This is a genomic window from Cryobacterium sp. MDB1-18-1, from assembly GCF_004402735.1.
Lineage (GTDB): Bacteria > Actinomycetota > Actinomycetes > Actinomycetales > Microbacteriaceae > Cryobacterium > Cryobacterium glucosi.
In genome coordinates, this window is the sequence record NZ_SOFR01000044.1 from 359,609 (window position 1) to 377,258 (window position 17,650).

At 66.2% G+C, this 17,650-nt stretch carries 17 protein-coding genes; 4 read left to right on the forward strand and 13 right to left on the reverse strand.

Annotated features, from left to right (window positions below; genetic code table 11):
• The first annotated feature begins 98 nt into the window (after positions 1 to 98).
• Complete coding sequence (locus E3O50_RS11265; protein ID WP_134446799.1) at positions 99 to 1,181, forward strand: LacI family DNA-binding transcriptional regulator; 1,083 nt, start codon at positions 99 to 101, stop codon at positions 1,179 to 1,181.
• Positions 1,182 to 1,188: 7 nt separating this feature from the next.
• Here the strand turns inward: E3O50_RS11265 and E3O50_RS11270 are convergent, their stop codons facing one another.
• Positions 1,189 to 1,665: a universal stress protein gene (locus tag E3O50_RS11270; protein ID WP_134558047.1), complete on the reverse strand. Its 477-nt coding sequence runs from the start codon at positions 1,663 to 1,665 to the stop codon at positions 1,189 to 1,191.
• A gap of 157 nt (positions 1,666 to 1,822) precedes the next feature.
• Between E3O50_RS11270 and E3O50_RS11275 the strand changes: the two genes are divergently transcribed.
• A complete protein-coding gene (locus tag E3O50_RS11275) occupies positions 1,823 to 2,707 on the forward strand; it encodes a hypothetical protein (protein ID WP_134558048.1) in 885 nt (294 codons plus the stop codon).
• Positions 2,708 to 2,721: 14 nt separating this feature from the next.
• On the opposite strand, the gene E3O50_RS11280 is transcribed toward E3O50_RS11275, so the two are convergent.
• Entirely contained in the window at positions 2,722 to 3,279 is a 558-nt protein-coding gene (locus E3O50_RS11280; protein WP_134558049.1) for a MarR family transcriptional regulator, read from the reverse strand.
• An 85-nt stretch (positions 3,280 to 3,364) separates the two neighbouring features.
• Here E3O50_RS11280 and E3O50_RS11285 point away from each other — a divergent pair, with 85 nt between their 5' ends.
• Positions 3,365 to 3,796, forward strand: a complete 432-nt coding sequence (locus tag E3O50_RS11285; RefSeq protein ID WP_134446791.1) for an organic hydroperoxide resistance protein — start codon at positions 3,365 to 3,367, stop codon at positions 3,794 to 3,796.
• 128 nt (positions 3,797 to 3,924) lie between these two features.
• On the opposite strand, the gene E3O50_RS11290 is transcribed toward E3O50_RS11285, so the two are convergent.
• On the reverse strand, positions 3,925 to 4,743 hold the full coding sequence (locus E3O50_RS11290; protein WP_134558050.1) for a hypothetical protein: 819 nt from the start codon (positions 4,741 to 4,743) through the stop codon (positions 3,925 to 3,927).
• A 524-nt stretch (positions 4,744 to 5,267) separates the two neighbouring features.
• Between E3O50_RS11290 and E3O50_RS11295 the strand changes: the two genes are divergently transcribed.
• Complete coding sequence (locus E3O50_RS11295; RefSeq protein ID WP_134558051.1) at positions 5,268 to 6,110, forward strand: hypothetical protein; 843 nt, start codon at positions 5,268 to 5,270, stop codon at positions 6,108 to 6,110.
• A 72-nt stretch (positions 6,111 to 6,182) separates the two neighbouring features.
• On the opposite strand, the gene nrdF is transcribed toward E3O50_RS11295, so the two are convergent.
• The 10 genes from nrdF to E3O50_RS11345 all read right to left on the reverse strand — a co-directional run bounded on the left by nrdF (position 6,183) and on the right by E3O50_RS11345 (position 17,642).
• Positions 6,183 to 7,157: a class 1b ribonucleoside-diphosphate reductase subunit beta gene (gene nrdF, locus E3O50_RS11300; protein WP_134446785.1), complete on the reverse strand. Its 975-nt coding sequence runs from the start codon at positions 7,155 to 7,157 to the stop codon at positions 6,183 to 6,185.
• A gap of 102 nt (positions 7,158 to 7,259) precedes the next feature.
• The gene (gene nrdE, locus E3O50_RS11305) at positions 7,260 to 9,365 is read right to left on the reverse strand and encodes a class 1b ribonucleoside-diphosphate reductase subunit alpha (protein WP_134558084.1); all 2,106 of its coding nucleotides are present in this window, start codon (positions 9,363 to 9,365) and stop codon (positions 7,260 to 7,262) included.
• A gap of 32 nt (positions 9,366 to 9,397) precedes the next feature.
• Positions 9,398 to 9,802, reverse strand: a complete 405-nt coding sequence (gene nrdI / locus E3O50_RS11310) for a class Ib ribonucleoside-diphosphate reductase assembly flavoprotein NrdI (RefSeq protein WP_134446783.1) — start codon at positions 9,800 to 9,802, stop codon at positions 9,398 to 9,400.
• Between the two features lie 54 nt (positions 9,803 to 9,856).
• Entirely contained in the window at positions 9,857 to 10,090 is a 234-nt protein-coding gene (nrdH, locus tag E3O50_RS11315) for a glutaredoxin-like protein NrdH (RefSeq protein WP_134446781.1), read from the reverse strand.
• Between the two features lie 346 nt (positions 10,091 to 10,436).
• Positions 10,437 to 11,471, reverse strand: a complete 1,035-nt coding sequence (locus E3O50_RS11320; protein WP_134446777.1) for a LacI family DNA-binding transcriptional regulator — start codon at positions 11,469 to 11,471, stop codon at positions 10,437 to 10,439.
• Between the two features lie 96 nt (positions 11,472 to 11,567).
• Complete coding sequence (gene yjfF, locus E3O50_RS11325) at positions 11,568 to 12,587, reverse strand: galactofuranose ABC transporter, permease protein YjfF (RefSeq protein ID WP_134446775.1); 1,020 nt, start codon at positions 12,585 to 12,587, stop codon at positions 11,568 to 11,570.
• Positions 12,584 to 13,633: an ABC transporter permease gene (locus tag E3O50_RS11330; protein WP_134558052.1), complete on the reverse strand. Its 1,050-nt coding sequence runs from the start codon at positions 13,631 to 13,633 to the stop codon at positions 12,584 to 12,586. The genes yjfF and E3O50_RS11330 overlap by 4 nt, the downstream gene beginning before the upstream one ends.
• Complete coding sequence (locus E3O50_RS11335) at positions 13,630 to 15,180, reverse strand: sugar ABC transporter ATP-binding protein (RefSeq protein WP_134446773.1); 1,551 nt, start codon at positions 15,178 to 15,180, stop codon at positions 13,630 to 13,632. The genes E3O50_RS11330 and E3O50_RS11335 overlap by 4 nt, the downstream gene beginning before the upstream one ends.
• Positions 15,181 to 15,298: 118 nt before the next feature.
• A complete protein-coding gene (locus tag E3O50_RS11340) occupies positions 15,299 to 16,285 on the reverse strand; it encodes an ABC transporter substrate-binding protein (protein WP_134446772.1) in 987 nt (328 codons plus the stop codon).
• Positions 16,286 to 16,550: 265 nt separating this feature from the next.
• Positions 16,551 to 17,642 (reverse strand): sugar-binding protein, encoded by a 1,092-nt coding sequence (locus E3O50_RS11345; protein ID WP_134558053.1) that lies wholly within the window; start codon positions 17,640 to 17,642, stop codon positions 16,551 to 16,553.
• Between the last annotated feature and the right edge of the window lie 8 nt (positions 17,643 to 17,650).

Sequence of the window (17,650 nt, forward strand, 5' to 3'; positions counted from 1 at the left end):
CCGTTTGCGAGATCGTTCTCGCAAACTTGTATAAGATTGCAGCACACAGCACCGCGGCGCAAGCCTGTTCGGTAACGTTTCGATTACGAGGATTGTTCATGGTTGAACGACGAAGTCACGCTCCGACGATCATCGACGTCGCAGAGCACGCCGGCGTCTCCCGCGCCACCGCCTCCCGGGCCCTCTCCGGGTATGGGCGCACGTCCGCAGCCACCGTGGAACGCGTCCGTCGCGCAGCAGACGAGATCGGCTACCGCCCCAATGAACTCGCCAGGGCCATGCGCGCCGGGTCGACCAGCACGATCGGACTCGTGGTCATCGCAGACTTCACGAACGCATTCTTCGACCGCGCCACCAAGTCCATCGTCGATGCCGCGCGAAAACGCGGGTACCAGGTCCTGATCAGCAACACCGACGAGGACCCGGACGTAGAGCGAGGGGCCATCGAAACCCTGCTCGAGAAGCAGGTCGACGGCCTCATCGTGTTCCCCTCCGCAATCGGCCACAGCGAGCACCTCGAGGCCGGAAACCTGGGCGGACGCCCGCTCGTGCTCGCCGACCGTCGCCTGGACGATCTCGGCGTCACCACGGTCACGACTGACGACTTCACCGGCACGCGGGAGGCGGTCCGCAATGCCGTCGGCCTCGGGCACGCCCGGCTCGGCTTCCTGATCACGGCCGCGAACATCGCAGGCCAGACCACCGCACGGCCCCCCGCACTGATCTCGAGCGTCAGGGACCGTGCCGATGGTTTCGCCGCCGGAGCGGCCGACGCGGGCATCCCTCCCGAAGACCAGGTCTGGCATTTCAGCGAAGACGTCCCCGAGTCATCGGAGGCCGCGGTCGCAGAGATGCTCGACCTGGCCTCCCCACCCACGGTCATCTTCACCTCCAACAACGACATGGCGCTGTCCGTGCTCAAGGTCGCGGGTTCGCGGGGGCTCGCGATCGGACGCGAAGTGTCTCTGGTCACGGTCGACGACAGCCCGTGGGCGGCATACATGGTCCCGGGGATCACCGTCGTCGCGCGCCCGGTCGAGCAACTCGGAGAGCTCGCCGTCGAACGGCTCGTGGCCGAGATCGAGTCACCGGGTCAGCCGGTCGAGGACATCCAACTCCCGACGGAACTCATCCCCCGGGCGTCGGTCGCCGACCTCAGGAGCCCCGCGGCCGGACGCTAGGGGCCGCTCAGGCCGGTACGCCGGGCCGCACCACGAGCACAGGGCAGTCCGCGTGTCGCACACACTGTTCACTGACCGACCCGAGCAGCATCCCGGCGAGGCCGCCGCGCCCGCGGGAGCCGACCACCAGCATCCGTGCGCCGCGGGAAACGCTGATCAGGCAGCTGAGCGGCGTCGCGTACGCCGCCCGGCACTCGACGGGCACTCCCGGATGCTGCGCCGCGATCGGCCCGGCATCGGCCTCGAGCTTCTCCCGTACCGCGCCGGCGTAGTCGGTGAGGGGCGAAACATAGCCGAACTTCCAGTCGGCCGGGCGTGGGGCCGTGTCGATCGACCAGGCCCGGACGACGACGACGGATGCGCCGAGCGGCCCGGCGAGGTCGAGGGCGACCGCGAGCGCGTGGTTCGCATAGTCGGAGCCGTCGTGCCCGACGACGATACTGCCGGTGGGAGCTGGAGACTGGTCTGCATCGATGCCTGACATGCTCCCACGCTACTCCCGGCAAAGGGGGCGCGACGGAAAACACCCCCGACCGCGAGAAAAACCGTCGCGGCCACCCCACACCGTCAGCCCCGCGTCAGCCCTGGCGCTGGCACCTCTCCGGCCCCGATCGTTTGCCGGGCCCGGTTAGGGTGGAGTCATGCCTCTCCGCGCCTCCCAGCGACGAATCCTCATCGCCGTCGCGACGGTCGCCGCGATCGTGGCCGGCGGCTTCCTCGTGCGCTCGGTCGTCGTGCCGCGGACGGCGCCCTCCGATCCCGCCGTCTTCGACGCCGGCGCCCTGATCAGTGACTACAACTTCTTCAACCCCAATGCGATGACGACCGACGAGGTGCAGTCCTTCCTGGAAGGCCGGAACTGTGTGCGACGGGACGAGTCGCCGTGCCTCTGGGAGTACCGCGAGTCGACCGTGTCCGAACCCGCGCAGGGCCCCGGACACTGCGCTGCGTACGCGGGCGAGCCGAACGAGCGTGCGAGCACGATCATCGAGAAGGTCGCCGAGGCCTGCACGATCAGCCCGCGGGTACTCCTCGTGCTGCTGCAGAAGGAACAGTCCCTGCTGACCCGGCCCAGCGCATCCGGCTACCTGCGGGCGACGGGCTACGGCTGCCCGGATACCGCCGACTGCGTCGCGGAGTACTTCGGCTTCTTCAACCAGGTCTACCGGGCCGCGTGGCAGTTCCGGCAGTACACCCAGGAGCCCGAACGCGCCTACAAGGTCGGCGCGGTCAGCGTCGCGTACAACCCAGACGCCGCGTGCGGCGCGGCGACGGTTCAGATCCGCAACCAGGCCACGGCGAACCTGTACAACTACACCCCGTACCAGCCGGATGCCGCGGCACTCGCCGACACGAACGGCGACGGCGGCGGATGCTCGACGCACGGAAACCTGAATTTCTGGCTGTTCTACAACACCTGGTTCGGATCCTCGCTGAGTGAACCGTACCCCTCTGTATTCGCGTCCTGCCTCAATCTCGTCGGCGGGCAGCCGTGCCCCCGCACCGAGCTGATCCCGACGGCGTGAGCGGCGCCGGGAGGTCAATCCCCCGCAGCGGCAGCGCCGCGGGAACGCCGGAACGCCGACCGCTTCGGACGTGACCGCAGCTGCGCGCGCACCTCGCCGAGGATCTCGGTGACCGTCGCGAGTTCCTCCGGCCCGATGCGGTCGAAGAGCATCTCACGCACGAGCGTGACGTAACCAGGTCCGCCGGCGGCGAGTGCCGCCCGACCCGCTGCGGTGATGTGCGCGATGACGGAACGTTCGTCGCCGGGTGACGGGCGTCGCTCCACGAGCCCGAGGGCCTCGAGCCGGGCGACCTGGTAAGTGAGTCCGCTGCGGGACACCGTCAGCGCGTCCGCGATGTCGGTCATCCGCAACCGCCCCTCTGGCGCCTCGAGGAGCCGGAGCAGGATCTCGAACTGGGCAAGGGTCAGGCCCACGGCATCCCGCAACTGACGGTCTGCGGCGAACTGCACGATGTTCGCGGTCTCGACGATGGCCGCCCAGGCGCGCATCTCCGAGGGCGACACACTCGGGGCCGCGCCGATCCGCTCAGGATCGCCCGGATTCGCACCGCCCGATGGGGGAATACTCACGACTCGCTCCTAGTTGTTTCGAATACGAAGCACTTCCACAAGGGCCACCCCCAGTCTGCCCCGGCCCACCACGAAAGAAGACACAATGAGCACCGCCGTCTACACCGCATCCGCCACTTCCTGGGGCGGACGAACGGGCAAGGTCGTCACGAGCGACAACAAGCTCGACCTCGACCTGTCCATTCCGGCCGAAATGGGCGGCGACGGCGGCGCGGGCACGAACCCCGAGCAGCTCTTCGCGAGCGGCTGGGCGGCGTGCTTCCACAACGCGCTCAAGGGCGTCGCCCGCCAGCGCAAGGTCAACGTCACCGACTCCGCCGTCTCGCTCGAGGTGCACCTCGTCGGCGGAATGGCCACCGGCTTCGACTTCGAGGTCACGATCGAGGCCCAGCTGCCCGGCGTCGACCCCGTCGTCGCCCAGGAGATGCTCGAGGCGGCCCACCAGGTCTGCCCGTACTCCCGCGCCACGCGCGGAAACATCCCGGTGACTCTCGTCGTCATCCCCGACGAGGACTGACCCCCGCCGCGCCCCCGCGCCCCGAGCGCATCGCCGAGCGCGGGTCTTCCGCCGTTGCGCGGGTGGTCGACCACCCGCGTGGCGGCGGAACGCCCGCGCTCGGTCCGGCGGGCGAGCGGATGCGCGCGTCAGCGCCGGTGGTGGATCCGAACCTTCGCCGGCGCCGGCGTGGGAGTCGGAGTCGGGGTGAGAGTGGCCGTCGGCGTCGGCGCAGGCGCCACGACCACGGGCGCCACGGGCGCCGTGGCACCGAGGCCGAGGAAGGTCGCGTCGAACGAGTTCAGGTCGACGAGGACGCCGTTCAGGTTGTGCTCGAACTTCTGCTGCACGCCGATCCGCGGATTCGCGGCGGTGTTCCAGCCGCCGTATGACACCGCAGCGGGCGCGCCCGTGTCGGCGAGCCAGCCGCTGTAGTTCACTGCACCGGCATTGGTGTCCCAGAGCGGCACGTCGGCGAAGGCGCCGCTGTTGTTCATGATGCTCGGCCACATCCCCGAACCGCTGTAGATCACCGGCCGCACACCCATCGCACGCACCCCGTCGACCATCGCGCGGGTGACCGGCGAGCTGCCGGTCTCGACGTCGAGGGCGAAGAACTGCAGTTGCGACTGGTACGGGCCGGCCGCGGCGATCCCGCCCTGCCAGCACGTCGCATCCCGGGTGTAGACGGCGATCTTGAGGCCGGCGTCGAGCGCCATCTTCAGCTGGGCCTGTGTGTGCTCCCAGGGGGCGCAGCTGCCCCACGCGGTCGAGTGCATCACGTAGAGACGGATACCCTCGTTGTACGCCTGTGTGAACCAGGCCGGGTCCGTGATGATGTTCGCGGAGTCGACGACCTTGACGGACGACGGCGTCGCCGCCTGGGCGGAAGAAACGTTCGTGGGGGCGATGAGGCCGAGTATAGCCAGCGAAAGCGCAAGCGCTGCCGCCAGGTGATTCTTGTTCATTTAAGGGGACTCCGAAGTACCAGATCGTGGTGCTGAACCCGGTAACTCCAGTGTCAAATCACTTCAGTGTCGCGCGTACGTCGCCGGAGCTGGCTGTTCGTCAGACTCAACGGGTGGAACCAGGTAATGAGATATTCTGTCTATGGTGACACATCCTCACGTTGAGCACTAGTCCCCCAACGAGGGACACGCTGCGGCCGCCGACTCAGCCGAGAGCGTAATTCCTGCACCGCCGGGACCGGACCCGGTGTCGCCATCCACGGAGAGTCGCGCGCTTGGACCGGCCCCGGAAACGCCCGGTGAGAGCGGCAACCTGACCCTGGATGCCTGCCGGACGACGGCCGGCATCGGGCGGGAAGTCCTGGCAGCACTCATCCGTCTCCCGGGCCGGGCACCCAGCAGACACGGAGGGTCTGGCCGACCCGGCTGCCTAGACTCGCCACGTGCTGCCGGCATCGGTTCGCCATCCGGGCCCGCCCTGGATTGCACCCACCGTCGGCCGCACGCAATCGAAAGGAATAACTGTGACCCAGAACAAGAACTCCTCGGCTACCGCCACCTCTCGAAAGAAGCGCCTCACGATCGGCGCCGCCTCCGTGCTCGCCGCGGGTGCCCTGCTCGGCACCGGCATGCAGGGAGCAACGGCCAGCCCGTTGGGCGGAACCGCCGAACCGGGCACCCCGTCGACCCCGTCGGCATCCGCCCCCGCTACCCCGGGCGCCTCGTTCTTCAGCTCCGTCGCGCACGAGCTGCGCGGGGACCTCGCGCACGGACAGGACTTCGGCGAGAAGGCCCAGAAGGTCGCCGCGACGATCTCCGATCACGCCGAGCTCTTTGCGAGCCTGCCTGCGAATCTGCAGGCCGACCTGACCACCCTCACGCAGGCCTCGGACGGGGACCGCACCGCCGCCGCCGAATTCATCGCCACGTCGGCTCTCGCCGGGAACTATGGCGAGCAGGCGCAGGCGCTCGCCGTTGCGATCCAGGCTGACCCGGAGCATCCGCTGCGCGCCGCCCTGCACGCAGCGCTCGAGGGCAGCCTCGACGCCGGCACCCCCGGCGCCGGCGCCGACACCGCGACGGACGCCACGGACGCGGGTCCCGCCGTCACCAAGCTCGCCCTGAGCCTTGTCGACAACCCCGCCCTGTTCGACAAGCTCCCGGTCGAGCTGCAGAGCGCCCTGACCGCGCTCAAGGCACTGCCGGCGGAGCAGCAGGATGCCGCTGCCCAGCAGATCGCCACCGACGCCGGGACCGGGACCTACGGCCCGGAGATCCAGAAGATCGCCGAGCACCTGGCACACGGCGCAGCGCAGGACACGGGGCACGACGCTTCGGGCCACGCCAACGCCACGGCCGCCCACTAGCCGGCCGGAACGAACGAGGAAGGCCGGGGGCGCAGTGCGCTCCCGGCCTTCCGCCGTCCTACCGGTCCAGGGCTAGAAGTCCCAGTCGGCGTCTTCCGTGTTGACGGCCTTGCCGATCACGTACGAGGAGCCCGACCCGGAGAAGAAGTCGTGGTTCTCGTCGGCGTTCGGCGAGAGCGCGGACAGGATCGCCGGGTTCACGTCGCACACCTCCTTGGGGAAGATGGCCTCGTAGCCGAGGTTCATCAGGGCCTTGTTGGCGTTGTAGTGCAGGAACTTCTTGACGTCCTCGGTCAGGCCGACGGTGTCGTAGAGGTCCTGGGTGTACTGCACCTCGTTCTCGTAGAGCTCGAAGACGAGGTTGAACGCGTAGTCCTTGATCTCGTCGCGACGCTCCTGCGTCGCCGCCTCGAGGCCCTTCTGGAACTTGTAGCCGATGTAGTAGCCGTGCACCGCTTCGTCACGGATGATCAGGCGGATGAGGTCGGCCGTGTTGGTCAGGCGGGCGCGGCTGGAGAACCACATCGGCAGGTAGAAGCCCGAGTAGAACAGGAACGACTCGAGCAGCACCGAGGCGACCTTGCGCTTGAGCGGGTCGTCGCCCTGGTAGTAGTCCATCACGATCGAGGCCTTGCGCTGCAGGTTGACGTTCTCCGTCGACCAGCGGAACGCCTCGTCGATGTCCTTGGTGTTGCTCAGGGTGGAGAAGATCGACGAGTAGCTCTTGGCGTGCACGGACTCCATGAACGCGATGTTCGTGTAGACGGCCTCTTCGTGCGGGGTGATCGAGTCGGGGATCAGCGAGACGGCGCCGACGGTGCCCTGGATCGTGTCGAGCAGGGTCAGGCCGGTGAACACGCGCAGGGTGAGCTGTTGCTCGACCGGGGTGAGCTGGTTCCAGGACTGCACGTCGTTCGACAGCGGGATCTTCTCCGGCAGCCAGAAGTTGTTGGTCAGCCGGTTCCAGACGTCGACGTCTTTCTCATCTTCGATCTTGTTCCAGTTGATCGCATCGACATGCGAGATGAGCTTGAGCTTGTCAATCATTTCGTGTTCCTTTTTCGGCCGGTCTCAGTCTTCGGCCGGTATCGGACGAGTCAGCGTGCACTGTGATTACAGCATCCACAGTAGATGAAGCGGGTGCTGTGCCTAGAGCATGCACGAGACGCAGCCGTCGACCTCGGTCCCCTCGAGGGCCATCTGGCGGAGACGGATGTAGTAGATGGTCTTGATGCCCTTGCGCCACGCGTAGATCTGCGCCTTGTTGATGTCGCGGGTCGTCGCGGTGTCCTTGAAGAAGAGCGTGAGCGAGAGACCCTGGTCGACGTGCTGCGTTGCCGCGGCGTAGGTGTCGATGATCTTCTCCGCACCGATCTCGTAGGCGTCCTGGTAGAAGTCCAGGTTGTCATTCGTCATGAACGGGGCCGGGTAGTAGACGCGGCCGAGCTTGCCTTCCTTGCGGATCTCGATCTTCGAGGCGATCGGGTGGATCGACGAGGTCGAGTTGTTGATGTAGGAGATCGACCCGGTCGGCGGCACGGCCTGCAGGTTCTGGTTGTAGATGCCGTGTTCGACGACGGATGCCTTGAGCTCGGCCCAGTCGGCCTGGGTCGGGATGCGCACCCCGGCCTTCTCGAACAGTTCGGCGCCGCGGGCTGTGGACGGGACCCACGCCTGGTCGGTGTACTTGTCGAAGAATGCGCCGGAGGCATACGTCGAGTCCTCGAAGCCGGCGAACGCGTGGCCGCGTTCGATGGCGAGGGTGTTCGAGGCGCGGAGGGCGTGGAACAGCACCGTGTAGAAGTAGATGTTCGTGAAGTCGATCGCTTCTTCGCTGCCGTAGTACACCCGCTCGCGGGCGAGGTAGCCGTGCAGGTTCATCTGGCCGAGGCCGATCGCGTGCGACTTGTCGTTGCCGTCTTCGATCGAGCGAACCGAGGCGATGTGGCTCTGCTCGGAGACCGAGTTGAGGCCGCGGATCGCGGTTTCGACGGTCTTGCCGAAGTCCGGCGAGTCCATCGACAGGGCGATGTTCATCGACCCGAGGTTGCAGGAGATGTCCTTGCCGATGGTGTCGTAGGACAGGTCTTCGTTGTACGTGGTCGGTGTGTTGACCTGGAGGATCTCCGAGCACAGGTTCGACATGTTGATGCGGCCCTTGATCGGGTTCGCCGCGTTGACGGTGTCCTCGAACATGATGTACGGGTAGCCGGACTCGAACTGGATCTCCGCGAGGGTCTGGAAGAAGTCGCGCGCCTTCATCTTGGACTTCTTGATCCGCGGGTCGTCGACCATCTCGTGGTACTTCTCGCTCACGGAGATGTCGGCGAAGGGCACACCGTAGACGCGCTCGACGTCGTAGGGCGAGAACAGGTACATGTCCTCGTCCTTCTTGGCGAGCTCGAAGGTGATGTCGGGGATGACGACGCCGAGCGACAGGGTCTTGATCCGCACCTTCTCGTCGGCGTTCTCACGCTTGGTGTCGAGGAAGCGCATGATGTCGGGGTGGTGCGCGTGCAGGTACACGGCGCCGGCACCCTGGCGGGCACCGAGCTGGTTCGCGTAGCTGAAGGAGTCTTCGAGGAGCTTCATCACGGGGATGATGCCGCTCGACTGGTTCTCGATCTGCTTGATCGGGGCGCCGGACTCACGGATGTTGCTGAGCAGCAGCGCGACGCCGCCGCCGCGCTTGGAGAGCTGGAGCGAGGAGTTGATGCCGCGGGCGATCGACTCCATGTTGTCTTCGATGCGGAGCAGGAAGCAGGAGACGAGTTCGCCGCGCTGCGCCTTGCCCGAGTTCAGGAACGTCGGCGTTGCGGGCTGGAAACGGCCGGCGATGATCTCCTCGACGAGGCCGGTCGCGAGCTTCTCGTCGCCCTGGGCGAGGCCGAGTGCGGTCATGACGACGCGGTCTTCGAAACGCTCGAGGTACCGGTTGCCGTCGAAGGTCTTGAGCGTGTACGACGTGTAGTACTTGAACGCACCGAGGAAGGTCTGGAAGCGGAACTTCTTCGAGTACGCGAGGTCGTTGAGCCTCGTGATGAATTCGAAGGAGTACTGGTCGAGCACGGCCTGCTCGTAGTATTCCTTCTCGACCAGGTAGTCGAGGCGTTCCCGGAGGGAGTGGAAGAACACCGTGTTCTGGTTGACGTGCTGCAGGAAGAACTCCCGGGCCGCCTCCCTGTCCTTATCGAACTGGATTTCCCCGTTCGGCCCATAGAGGTTGAGCATGGCATTGAGGGAGTGATAGTCCATCGCCAGCGCGACCTGCGCGTGCGGGGCTACTTTCACGGCTGTTGCTTCCAAAATGATTCCAATCCGTCGTGAACGATGCGCACATCATCCGGAGTTCCCAATACTTCAAATCGATACATATGCGGCACGTTGCACTTGGCCGCGATGATGTCCCCCGCGATGCAGAATGCCGTGCCGAAGTTCATGTTGCCCGCGCCGATCACGCCGCGGATGAGCGAACGGTTGTGCTCGTCGTTCAGGAAGCGGATGACCTGCTTCGGCACAGCTCCCCTGGCCTCGCCGCCGCCATAGGTCGGCACGACGAGCACATAGGGCTCCGTCGCCCGGAGCGGCTCGTCGCGCGCGTACAACGGGATGCGTGCGGCAGGCCGGCCGAGTTTCTCCACGAACCTCTGGGTGTTCCCCGAGGTGCTGGAGAAATAGACGATCTCAGCCATTGGATGCCGGCCTCACTCTCGAACCGCGTGCTTCAGTCCCGTAGCGCAGACCGCTCAGGCGAGACGTGCGGCGAGTTCGTTGATCTTGTCCGGGCGGAAGCCGGACCAGTGGTCCTCGTCGGTGATGACGACGGGCGCCTGCAGGTAGCCGAGTGCCTTGACGGCCTCGAGGGCGTTCTCGTCGACGGAGAGGTCGAGCACTTCGTACTCGATGCCCTTGTTGTCGAGGGCCCGGTAGGTGGCTGTGCACTGCACGCAGGAGGGCTTGGTGTAAACCGTGATTGCCATGTGGAAGGCCTTTCTCGTGGTTCAGAAGAGTAGTGGTTCAGAAGTGAGTGCGCCAGTACGACTGTGCAAGTGCGATGCGGCCCTGCGAAACGCGGGATGTCACGGGTGTTGCGGCGTTGCTGTGCTGGAGATCAATACTACATGTAGTGCCTCCCAATGGGAATGGCCACTACATGCGGTAATTACAATTATGTAGTTATCCACCGACATTCGTGATGTTGTCAACAGGCTGGCGCATTCGGAGGCCCGCTTTCCCGCGGAAATCGCCGGGTTATCCACATCCTGCAGAATCAGCATTCGCACCTCTGTGGATAACTCACCGCGGGCGTGTCGCCGCCGGGAGCGGCTAGGCGCGCGGGGCGGACGACTCGCGGACGACGAGTTCAGGGACCGAGCTCGGCAGGTCGGGCGCCTCCTCGTCCTCGAGCACGGCGAGGAGGGTGCTCAGGATGTTGCGGCCGAGTTCGTCGAAGTCCTGGCGCATGGTCGTCAGTGTCGGGGAGAAGAACGCGGCCTCGGGGATATCGTCGAACCCGATGACGCTCACGCGGTCCGGCACGGCGAGTCCGTTGCGGACGAGGGCGTGGATGAGTCCGAGTGCCATCTGGTCGTTGCCGGCGAACACGGCCGTGAAGTCGCCATAGGCGCCGGATTCGATCAGGTCCATGCCGAGGCGGAACCCGCTCGCAGGCGACCAGTCGCCGATCAGCGGTTCCCTCGCGATGAGGCCGCGGTCGCCCAGTTCGTCACGCCAGCCCCTGGCTCGTTCGATGGCGTCGACGGAGTCGGCCGGTCCGGCGAGGTGCACGATATTGGTGTGGCCGAGTTCGGCGAGGTGCGTGACGGCGATCCGCGCACCGCGGTAGTTGTCGACGCCGACCCGGTGGAATCCGCCGCGGCCGCTCGACTCCACCGCGATGAGGGGCACCCCGAGTTCGATGCCCCTGACGGCCTCGAGGGCGCTGCGGTGCGCCGCGATCAGCACGATCGCCTCGACGTTCTGCCGCAGGAGGAGCTCAACGGCGGAACGCAACGACTCCGGGTCCGACTCGAGCATGCTCGCCATGCTCACCGCGTACCGGGCGTCCCTCGCCGCCTCGTTGAACCGCAGGACGGTGCTCGAGGGTCCGTAGTCCGGTCCTCCTGTTGTGATCAGGCCGATCGTCCGGGAGCGGCGGGTGACGAGGGCGCGCGCAGCGGGTGACGGCCGGTAGCGGAGCTGCTTGATCGCGTTCTCGACACGTTCCCGTGTCGCGGGGCGCACATTGGGAAGGTCGTTGAGCACCCGGGAGACCGTCTGGTGCGAGACGCCGGCCAGCCGCGCGACGTCGAAGATGTTGGCGACGCGCGCCTTCTCATCGTCCTTGCTCACCAGGCTCATTGGCTCCCACCGATGCGTGTTCAACGCATCGTCTCTCTGTCCCCTTATTCTGGCTCACGCGCGGGTGCCGTGGCCGACACGCTCTCGCCGGACGCGTTATCGACGGCGTGCCGTCAGGACCTTCTGAAGGACGATGAAGACGAGGAGGAGCCCGCCGATGAAGATCCGGGTCCACCACGAGCTGAGGGTGCCTTCGAAGGTGATGATCGTCTGGATCGTGCCGAGCACGAGCACGCCGAGCACAGAGCCGAGCACGAAGCCGTACCCACCCGTGAGCAGGGTCCCGCCGATCACGACCGCGGCGATCGCGTCGAGTTCGGTGCCGACCGCCGTGAGGCTGTATCCCGAAAGCGTATAGAAGGTGAAGAGCACCCCGGCAAGGCCGGAGCAGAATCCGCTGATCACGTAGACGAGCACCTTGGTCCTGGCCACCGGCAGTCCCATCAGCATGCCCGACTGTTCCCCGCCGCCGATCGCGTAGACGGTGCGGCCCAGCCGGGAGTAGTGCAGCACGAGGAACGCGACCAGGACCACAAGGAGGGCGATCACGACGCTCGCCGTGATGCTCATGCGACCGCCGAACGAGATCCTGGTCTGCGCGAGGCTGACGAAGACCGGGTCGGTGATCGAGATCGAGTCCTTGCTGATCACGTAGCAGAGTCCCCTGGCGAGGAACATCGCGGCGAGGGTCGCGATGAACGGCTGGATCTTGAAGATGTGGATCATGAGTCCGACCAGGAGTCCGAGCACCGATGTCAGCACCAGGATGAGCGGGATCACGACCGAGGCAGACCAGCCGGACTGGAGCAGGCTCGCGGCGATCATGGTCGACAGGGCGAGGACGGCCCCGACCGACAGGTCGATGCCCCCGGTCAGGATCACGAACGTCATCCCGACCGCCAGCACGATCAGGTAGGCGTTGTCGACGAACAGGTTGAGGATCACCGGCCCGGAAACGAAGCCACGATAGCGGCTGCCACCGATCGCGAAGATGGCGATGAGCAGCACGAGGGTCACGAGGACGGGGCCGTACTTCGGGCTCGTGAACGCGGACGAGACCCGGCCGAGCAGTCGGCGGCCCGCGTCGACGGGCGCGGAGGAGGTGTCGATGCTCATGAGACGGACGCCCTTTCGGCGGTTCGGGTGCCCGGACGTCCCCGGCCGAGTGACCGGCGCCAGCGGCCGAACGTGGCGTTCGTCGTTGGCGACTGCAGCAGGCAGACGGCCGTCACGACCGCGGCCTTGAAGACCATCGTCGCGATGGGTGGGATGCCGACCGTGTACACCGTTGTGACGAGGGTCTGGATGACGAGGGCGCCGACGAGGGTGCCGAGGAGTGAGTACCGGCCGCCTGCGAGAGAGGTTCCTCCGATCACCACCGCGAGGATCGCATCCAGTTCGATGAAGAGGCCGGTGTTGTTGGCATCGGCCGCCGTCTGGTTCGAGGTCAGGATGAGGCCGGCGATGACGGCCGCGAATGCCGAGAAGGTGTACACGGTGATCAAGAGGCCCCGCGACCGGACGCCGGCCTGCCTGCTCGCCTCCGGATTGATTCCGACCGATTCGATCAGGAGCCCGAGGGCCGTGCGCCGGGTGAGCAGGGCGGCTGCGGCAAAGATGACGGCCGCGATGACGACGGAAACCGGGATGCCGAGGACGAATCCGGACCCGATGACCTTGAAGGGAGGACTGTTCACGGTGAGGATCTGGCCCTCCGTGATGAGCATCGCCGCGCCGCGCCCGGCGGTCATCAGGATCAGGGTCGCGATGATGGGCTGGATCCCGAGCACGGCGACCAGGAACCCGTTCCACAGGCCGAGGACGAGGGCGATCAGGAGCGCGGCGATCACGGCGACCGCGACCGTGCCGATGCTGCCCGGTTCCGGGGAACCGAGGATGATCGAGCAGGCCACGGCACCGGCGATCGCGCACACGGCGCCCACGGAGAGGTCGATCCCACGCGTCGCGATGACGAGAGTCATTCCGACCGCGATGATGAGGGTCGGCGCGCCGTTGCGGGCGATGTCCACGAGGCTGCCGAAAAGGTGCCCGTTCTTGACCTCGAGGCTGAAGAAGCCGGGGAAGGCGACGAGGTTGATGGTGAACAGGACGAGCAGCATCACCACCGGCCAGAACAACCGGCTCGAGAACATCCGGTTCATCGTTCCACCGCCGTCAGTTCGCCGTCGGCGATGATGGCCAGGAGGCTGTCAACGGTCAGGTCGTCATTGACGATGTCGGCGACGAGCCTGCGGTCCCTCATGATCGCGATCCTGCTGCTGAGGCGCAGCACCTCCTCGAGTTCCGCCGAGATGAACAGCACCGACATCCCGTTTTCGGCGAGGTTGACCACGAGTTTCTGGATCTCGGCCTTCGCGCCCACATCGATGCCCCTTGTCGGTTCATCGAGGATCAGCAGCCGCGGCGCGACGGCGAGCCACCTGGCCAGCAACACCTTTTGCTGGTTGCCTCCGGAGAGGTTCCTGACGATGGCGTCTGGGTTGGCCGGCCGGATGTTCAGGGCCTGGATGTAGCTGACCGCGAGCTCGTCGCGGCGCTTCCGAGAGATCGGATGGAACCAGCCGCGGTCAGCCTGCAGCGCGAGCACGATGTTGTCCCGCACGGTGAGGTCCTCGACGATGCCCTCGGCGCGGCGGTTCTCCGAGGAGTAGGCGACTCCCCGCGCGAGGGCCGAACGAGGCGTTCGGAACCGGTGCGGCGTGCCGTCGATCACCAGTTCCCCGGAGTCCGGTCGGTCGATTCCGGAGAGGATCCTGGCGAGCTCGGTGCGCCCGGAGCCCAGGAGACCGGCGAGCCCGACGACCTCGCCGGTGTAGACCCGGAGGTCGACCGGCGCGATGGACCCCTTGCGCCCGAGCGCCGTCGCGGCCAGAAGGGGCACTTCGTCGTCTTCCCCGCCGCCCGGCTCGACGATCCGCCGCTCGAGGGCGTCGAGGATCGCGAGTTCCTTCCCGATCATCTTCTGCACGAGGTCGAGGCGCAGGATCTCTGCCGTGCGGTATTCACCGACGAGTTTGCCGTTCCGAAGGACCGTGAGGCGGTCCGAGATCTCATAGACCTGGTCGAGGAAGTGGGAGACGAAGAGGATCGCGACGCCCTCGGCCTTGAGCTCGCGGATCACCCGGAAGAGTTCGGCGACTTCGTCGGCGTCGAGGCTCGACGTCGGCTCGTCGAGGATCAGGACCTTCGCGTTGACGTCGATGGCCCTGGCGATCGCGACGAGCTGCTGGACAGCGAGCGAGTGCGAACCGAGCAGTGAACCGGGATCGATGTCGAGGTGCAGGCCGCGGAGGAGTTCCACAGCCCGACGCCGGGTGGCCCGCCAATCGATGCCGCCGAACCGGCGGGGTTCCCGACCGAGCATGATGTTCTCGGCGACGCTCAGGTTTCCGAGCAGGTTCACCTCCTGATAGACGGTGCTGATCCCGGCATTCTGGGCCTGGGCGGGGCCCGCGAACGAGACCCGGTTGCCGGCGAGCAGGATCTCGCCGCTGTCGGCCGGGCCGCTGTCGATCGCATAGACACCGGTCAGCGCCTTGATCAGGGTCGACTTGCCTGCACCGTTCTCCCCGAGCAGCGAGTGCACCTCGCCGGGGAACATCCGGAAGTTCACCCCGTCGAGGGCCTTGACGCCGGGGAAGGAGATCGAGATGTTCGTCATCTCGACGACGGGGGCCTGTGCGTTCATTCACGTTCTCTCTTCATCGTCGTGCGAGCGGATGCCGGTTCCCGGCGGCAGGGACCGGCCGGCCGGATGGCCTGCCGATTCGAGCCGCCGGAGACCGGCGAAGCGGTACCGGATCCGCTCAGTACTGACGGGTGGGAAGTGCGGCAGTCGCCTGCTCCTGGGTGAAGGTCGTCTCCTCCGTCAGGATGCGCTTCTCGACGCTCTCCCCCGCGACGACCTTCTTGACGATGTCGACCAGCTGCTTGCCGAGAAGCGGAGAGCACTCGACGATGAAGTTGATCTTGCCGTCGGAGAGCGCCTGCATGCCGTCCTTCACCGCGTCGATGGTGACGATCTTGATGTCCTTCCCCGGCACCTTGCCCGCCGCTTCGACGGCCTCGATCGCGCCGAGGCCCATGTCGTCGTTGTGGGCGAAGATCAGGGTGGCGTCCGGGTTGGACTTCAGGAGCGCCTCGGTGACCTGCTTTCCGCCCGCCCTCGTGAAGTCGCCGGTCTGCGATGCGACGATCTGGAACTTCGGATCGGCCTTGATGACGTCCGCGAAGCCCTCCGCACGGTCGATGGCGGGAGCCGCGCCCGTCGTGCCCTCGAGCTGGATGATCTTGACGGGATCTGTCTGGTTCTTGTACTCGTCGACGACCCACTGGCCGGCCTTCTCGCCTTCCTTGATGAAGTCGGAACCGAGGAAGCTCACGTAGAGGCTGTCGTCCTTCGAGTCGACGGCACGGTCCGTGAGGACGACCGGAATCCCGGCGTCCTTTGCTTCCTTCAGGACCGCGTCCCAGCCGGTCTCTACGACGGGAGAGAACGCGATGACGTCGACGCCCTGGGTGATGTACGAGCGGATGGCCTTGATCTGGTTCTCCTGCTTCTGTTGCGCATCCGAGAACTTGAGCTGCATTCCGGACGCGGCGAACGCATCCTGGATGTCCTTCGTGTTCGCGGTCCGCCAGCCGCTCTCCGCGCCGACCTGGGCGAAGCCGACGACGATGTCGCCCGGCGCCTTCGCAGCGCCCGTCGAGCTGGTGTCTGCGGCAGTGGAACATCCCGTGAGGGCCAGGAGAAAGGCGCCGACGGCGACCGCTCCGATCATCTTCCTGATCATGTGACTAAACCTCCTTGTTTAGCGTCCCGGCGGAACATTCTGCTGCGTGTCTCGGTGCCGGGCGACCAGGTCGTTCTGGTCGATGTCGAAATGTTAGCGCTCACAAGCGCGCGTTCACAAGCCCTCCCGATATCTTTTCTATCTCCTGTTAAGCGGGGATCCCCGGCATCCGTTCGGCGATTGTGAACGCTCATAACCGAGGCCCCTCATGCAAGCGGAGCCGACCCCTGGCCGGGGCCGGCTCCGCCGGATGATGCGATATCTGTTACTTGGTGAGCGGCGAGAGCTTGGGATCGTTCGCGTAGGCCTCTGCCGCGTTGGCCTTCGTCACGATGACCGGAGGCAACAGGTAGGCGGGAACGATCTTGACGCCATTGTCGTACGACTTGGTGTCGTTCACGTCGACGGCCTCGCCCTTCTGCAACGCCTGCGCCATCTTGATGGCCTGGGCGACGAGCAGGCGGGTGTCCTTGTTGATCGTGGAGTACTGCTCACCGGCCATGATCGACTTGACCGACTCCACCTCGGAGTCCTGGCCGGTCACGATCGGGATGGGCTTGCCTGCTGCCTTCACCGAGGTGATGATCGCCCGCGCCAGGGTGTCGTTCGGGGAGAGCACGCCGTCGAGGGCCTTGTCCCCGTAGGTGCTGGTCAGGAGCGAGTCCATCCGGCTCTGCGCGTTCTCGGCCTTCCAGCCGGCGGTCGCCGTCTGCTTGATGTCGGTCTGGCCGGAGGCGACGACGAGGGTGCCGTCGTCGATCTTCGGCTGGAGGATGCTCATCGCGCCGTTGAAGAAGACCGCGGAGTTGGCATCGTCGGAGGAACCGGAGAAGAGCTCGATGTTGTACGGCCCGGCTGCCTTCCGGGAAGCGAGCCCATCGAGGAGGGCCTGGCCCTGGAGCTCACCGACCTTGAAGTTGTCGTACGCCACGTAGTAGTCCACGTCCGGCGTGTTGAGGATCAGCCGGTCGTAGGCGATGACCGTCGCACCCGCGTCCTTCGCCGCCTTCACCTGGGTGCCGAGCTGGCCGCCGTCTGCCGCGCCGATGATGATGACCTTGGCGCCGTTGGTGACCATCGCCGAGATCTGGTCCTGCTGGTCTTTGACCGTCGTCGAGGCGCCGGCGTACTGCACGTCGCCCTTGAACCCGGCCGTCTTGAGGCCGTCTTCGAAGAGGCCTCCGGCGAGGACCCAGTTCTCAGAGGTCTTCGAGGGAAGCGCGACGCCGATCACCGAGTCCGCCGGGAATCCGGCGGCCGCTGTGGAACCGCCCGTGGTGTCGGTGCGGGTGGAACACCCGGAGAGTGCCATCAGGGCTACGGCGGCGAGCGCTGTAGTCGCAAGGAGTTTTCGCATGTTCGATC

Bases quoted from the DNA above. Each gene is read 5' to 3' on its own strand.
- E3O50_RS11265 (WP_134446799.1), top strand. From the start codon at position 99: ATGGTTGAACGACGAAGTCACGCTCCGACGATCATCGACGTCGCAGAG.
- E3O50_RS11270 (WP_134558047.1), bottom strand. From the start codon at position 1,665: ATGTCAGGCATCGATGCAGACCAGTCTCCAGCTCCCACCGGCAGTATC.
- E3O50_RS11275 (WP_134558048.1), top strand. From the start codon at position 1,823: ATGCCTCTCCGCGCCTCCCAGCGACGAATCCTCATCGCCGTCGCGACG.
- E3O50_RS11285 (WP_134446791.1), top strand. From the start codon at position 3,365: ATGAGCACCGCCGTCTACACCGCATCCGCCACTTCCTGGGGCGGACGA.
- E3O50_RS11290 (WP_134558050.1), bottom strand. From the start codon at position 4,743: ATGAACAAGAATCACCTGGCGGCAGCGCTTGCGCTTTCGCTGGCTATA.
- nrdF (WP_134446785.1), bottom strand. From the start codon at position 7,157: ATGATTGACAAGCTCAAGCTCATCTCGCATGTCGATGCGATCAACTGG.
- nrdE (WP_134558084.1), bottom strand. From the start codon at position 9,365: ATGGACTATCACTCCCTCAATGCCATGCTCAACCTCTATGGGCCGAAC.
- nrdI (WP_134446783.1), bottom strand. From the start codon at position 9,802: ATGGCTGAGATCGTCTATTTCTCCAGCACCTCGGGGAACACCCAGAGG.
- nrdH (WP_134446781.1), bottom strand. From the start codon at position 10,090: ATGGCAATCACGGTTTACACCAAGCCCTCCTGCGTGCAGTGCACAGCC.
- E3O50_RS11320 (WP_134446777.1), bottom strand. From the start codon at position 11,471: ATGAGCCTGGTGAGCAAGGACGATGAGAAGGCGCGCGTCGCCAACATC.
- yjfF (WP_134446775.1), bottom strand. From the start codon at position 12,587: ATGAGCATCGACACCTCCTCCGCGCCCGTCGACGCGGGCCGCCGACTG.
- E3O50_RS11330 (WP_134558052.1), bottom strand. From the start codon at position 13,633: ATGAACCGGATGTTCTCGAGCCGGTTGTTCTGGCCGGTGGTGATGCTG.
- E3O50_RS11335 (WP_134446773.1), bottom strand. From the start codon at position 15,180: ATGAACGCACAGGCCCCCGTCGTCGAGATGACGAACATCTCGATCTCC.
- E3O50_RS11340 (WP_134446772.1), bottom strand. From the start codon at position 16,285: ATGATCAGGAAGATGATCGGAGCGGTCGCCGTCGGCGCCTTTCTCCTG.
- E3O50_RS11345 (WP_134558053.1), bottom strand. From the start codon at position 17,642: ATGCGAAAACTCCTTGCGACTACAGCGCTCGCCGCCGTAGCCCTGATG.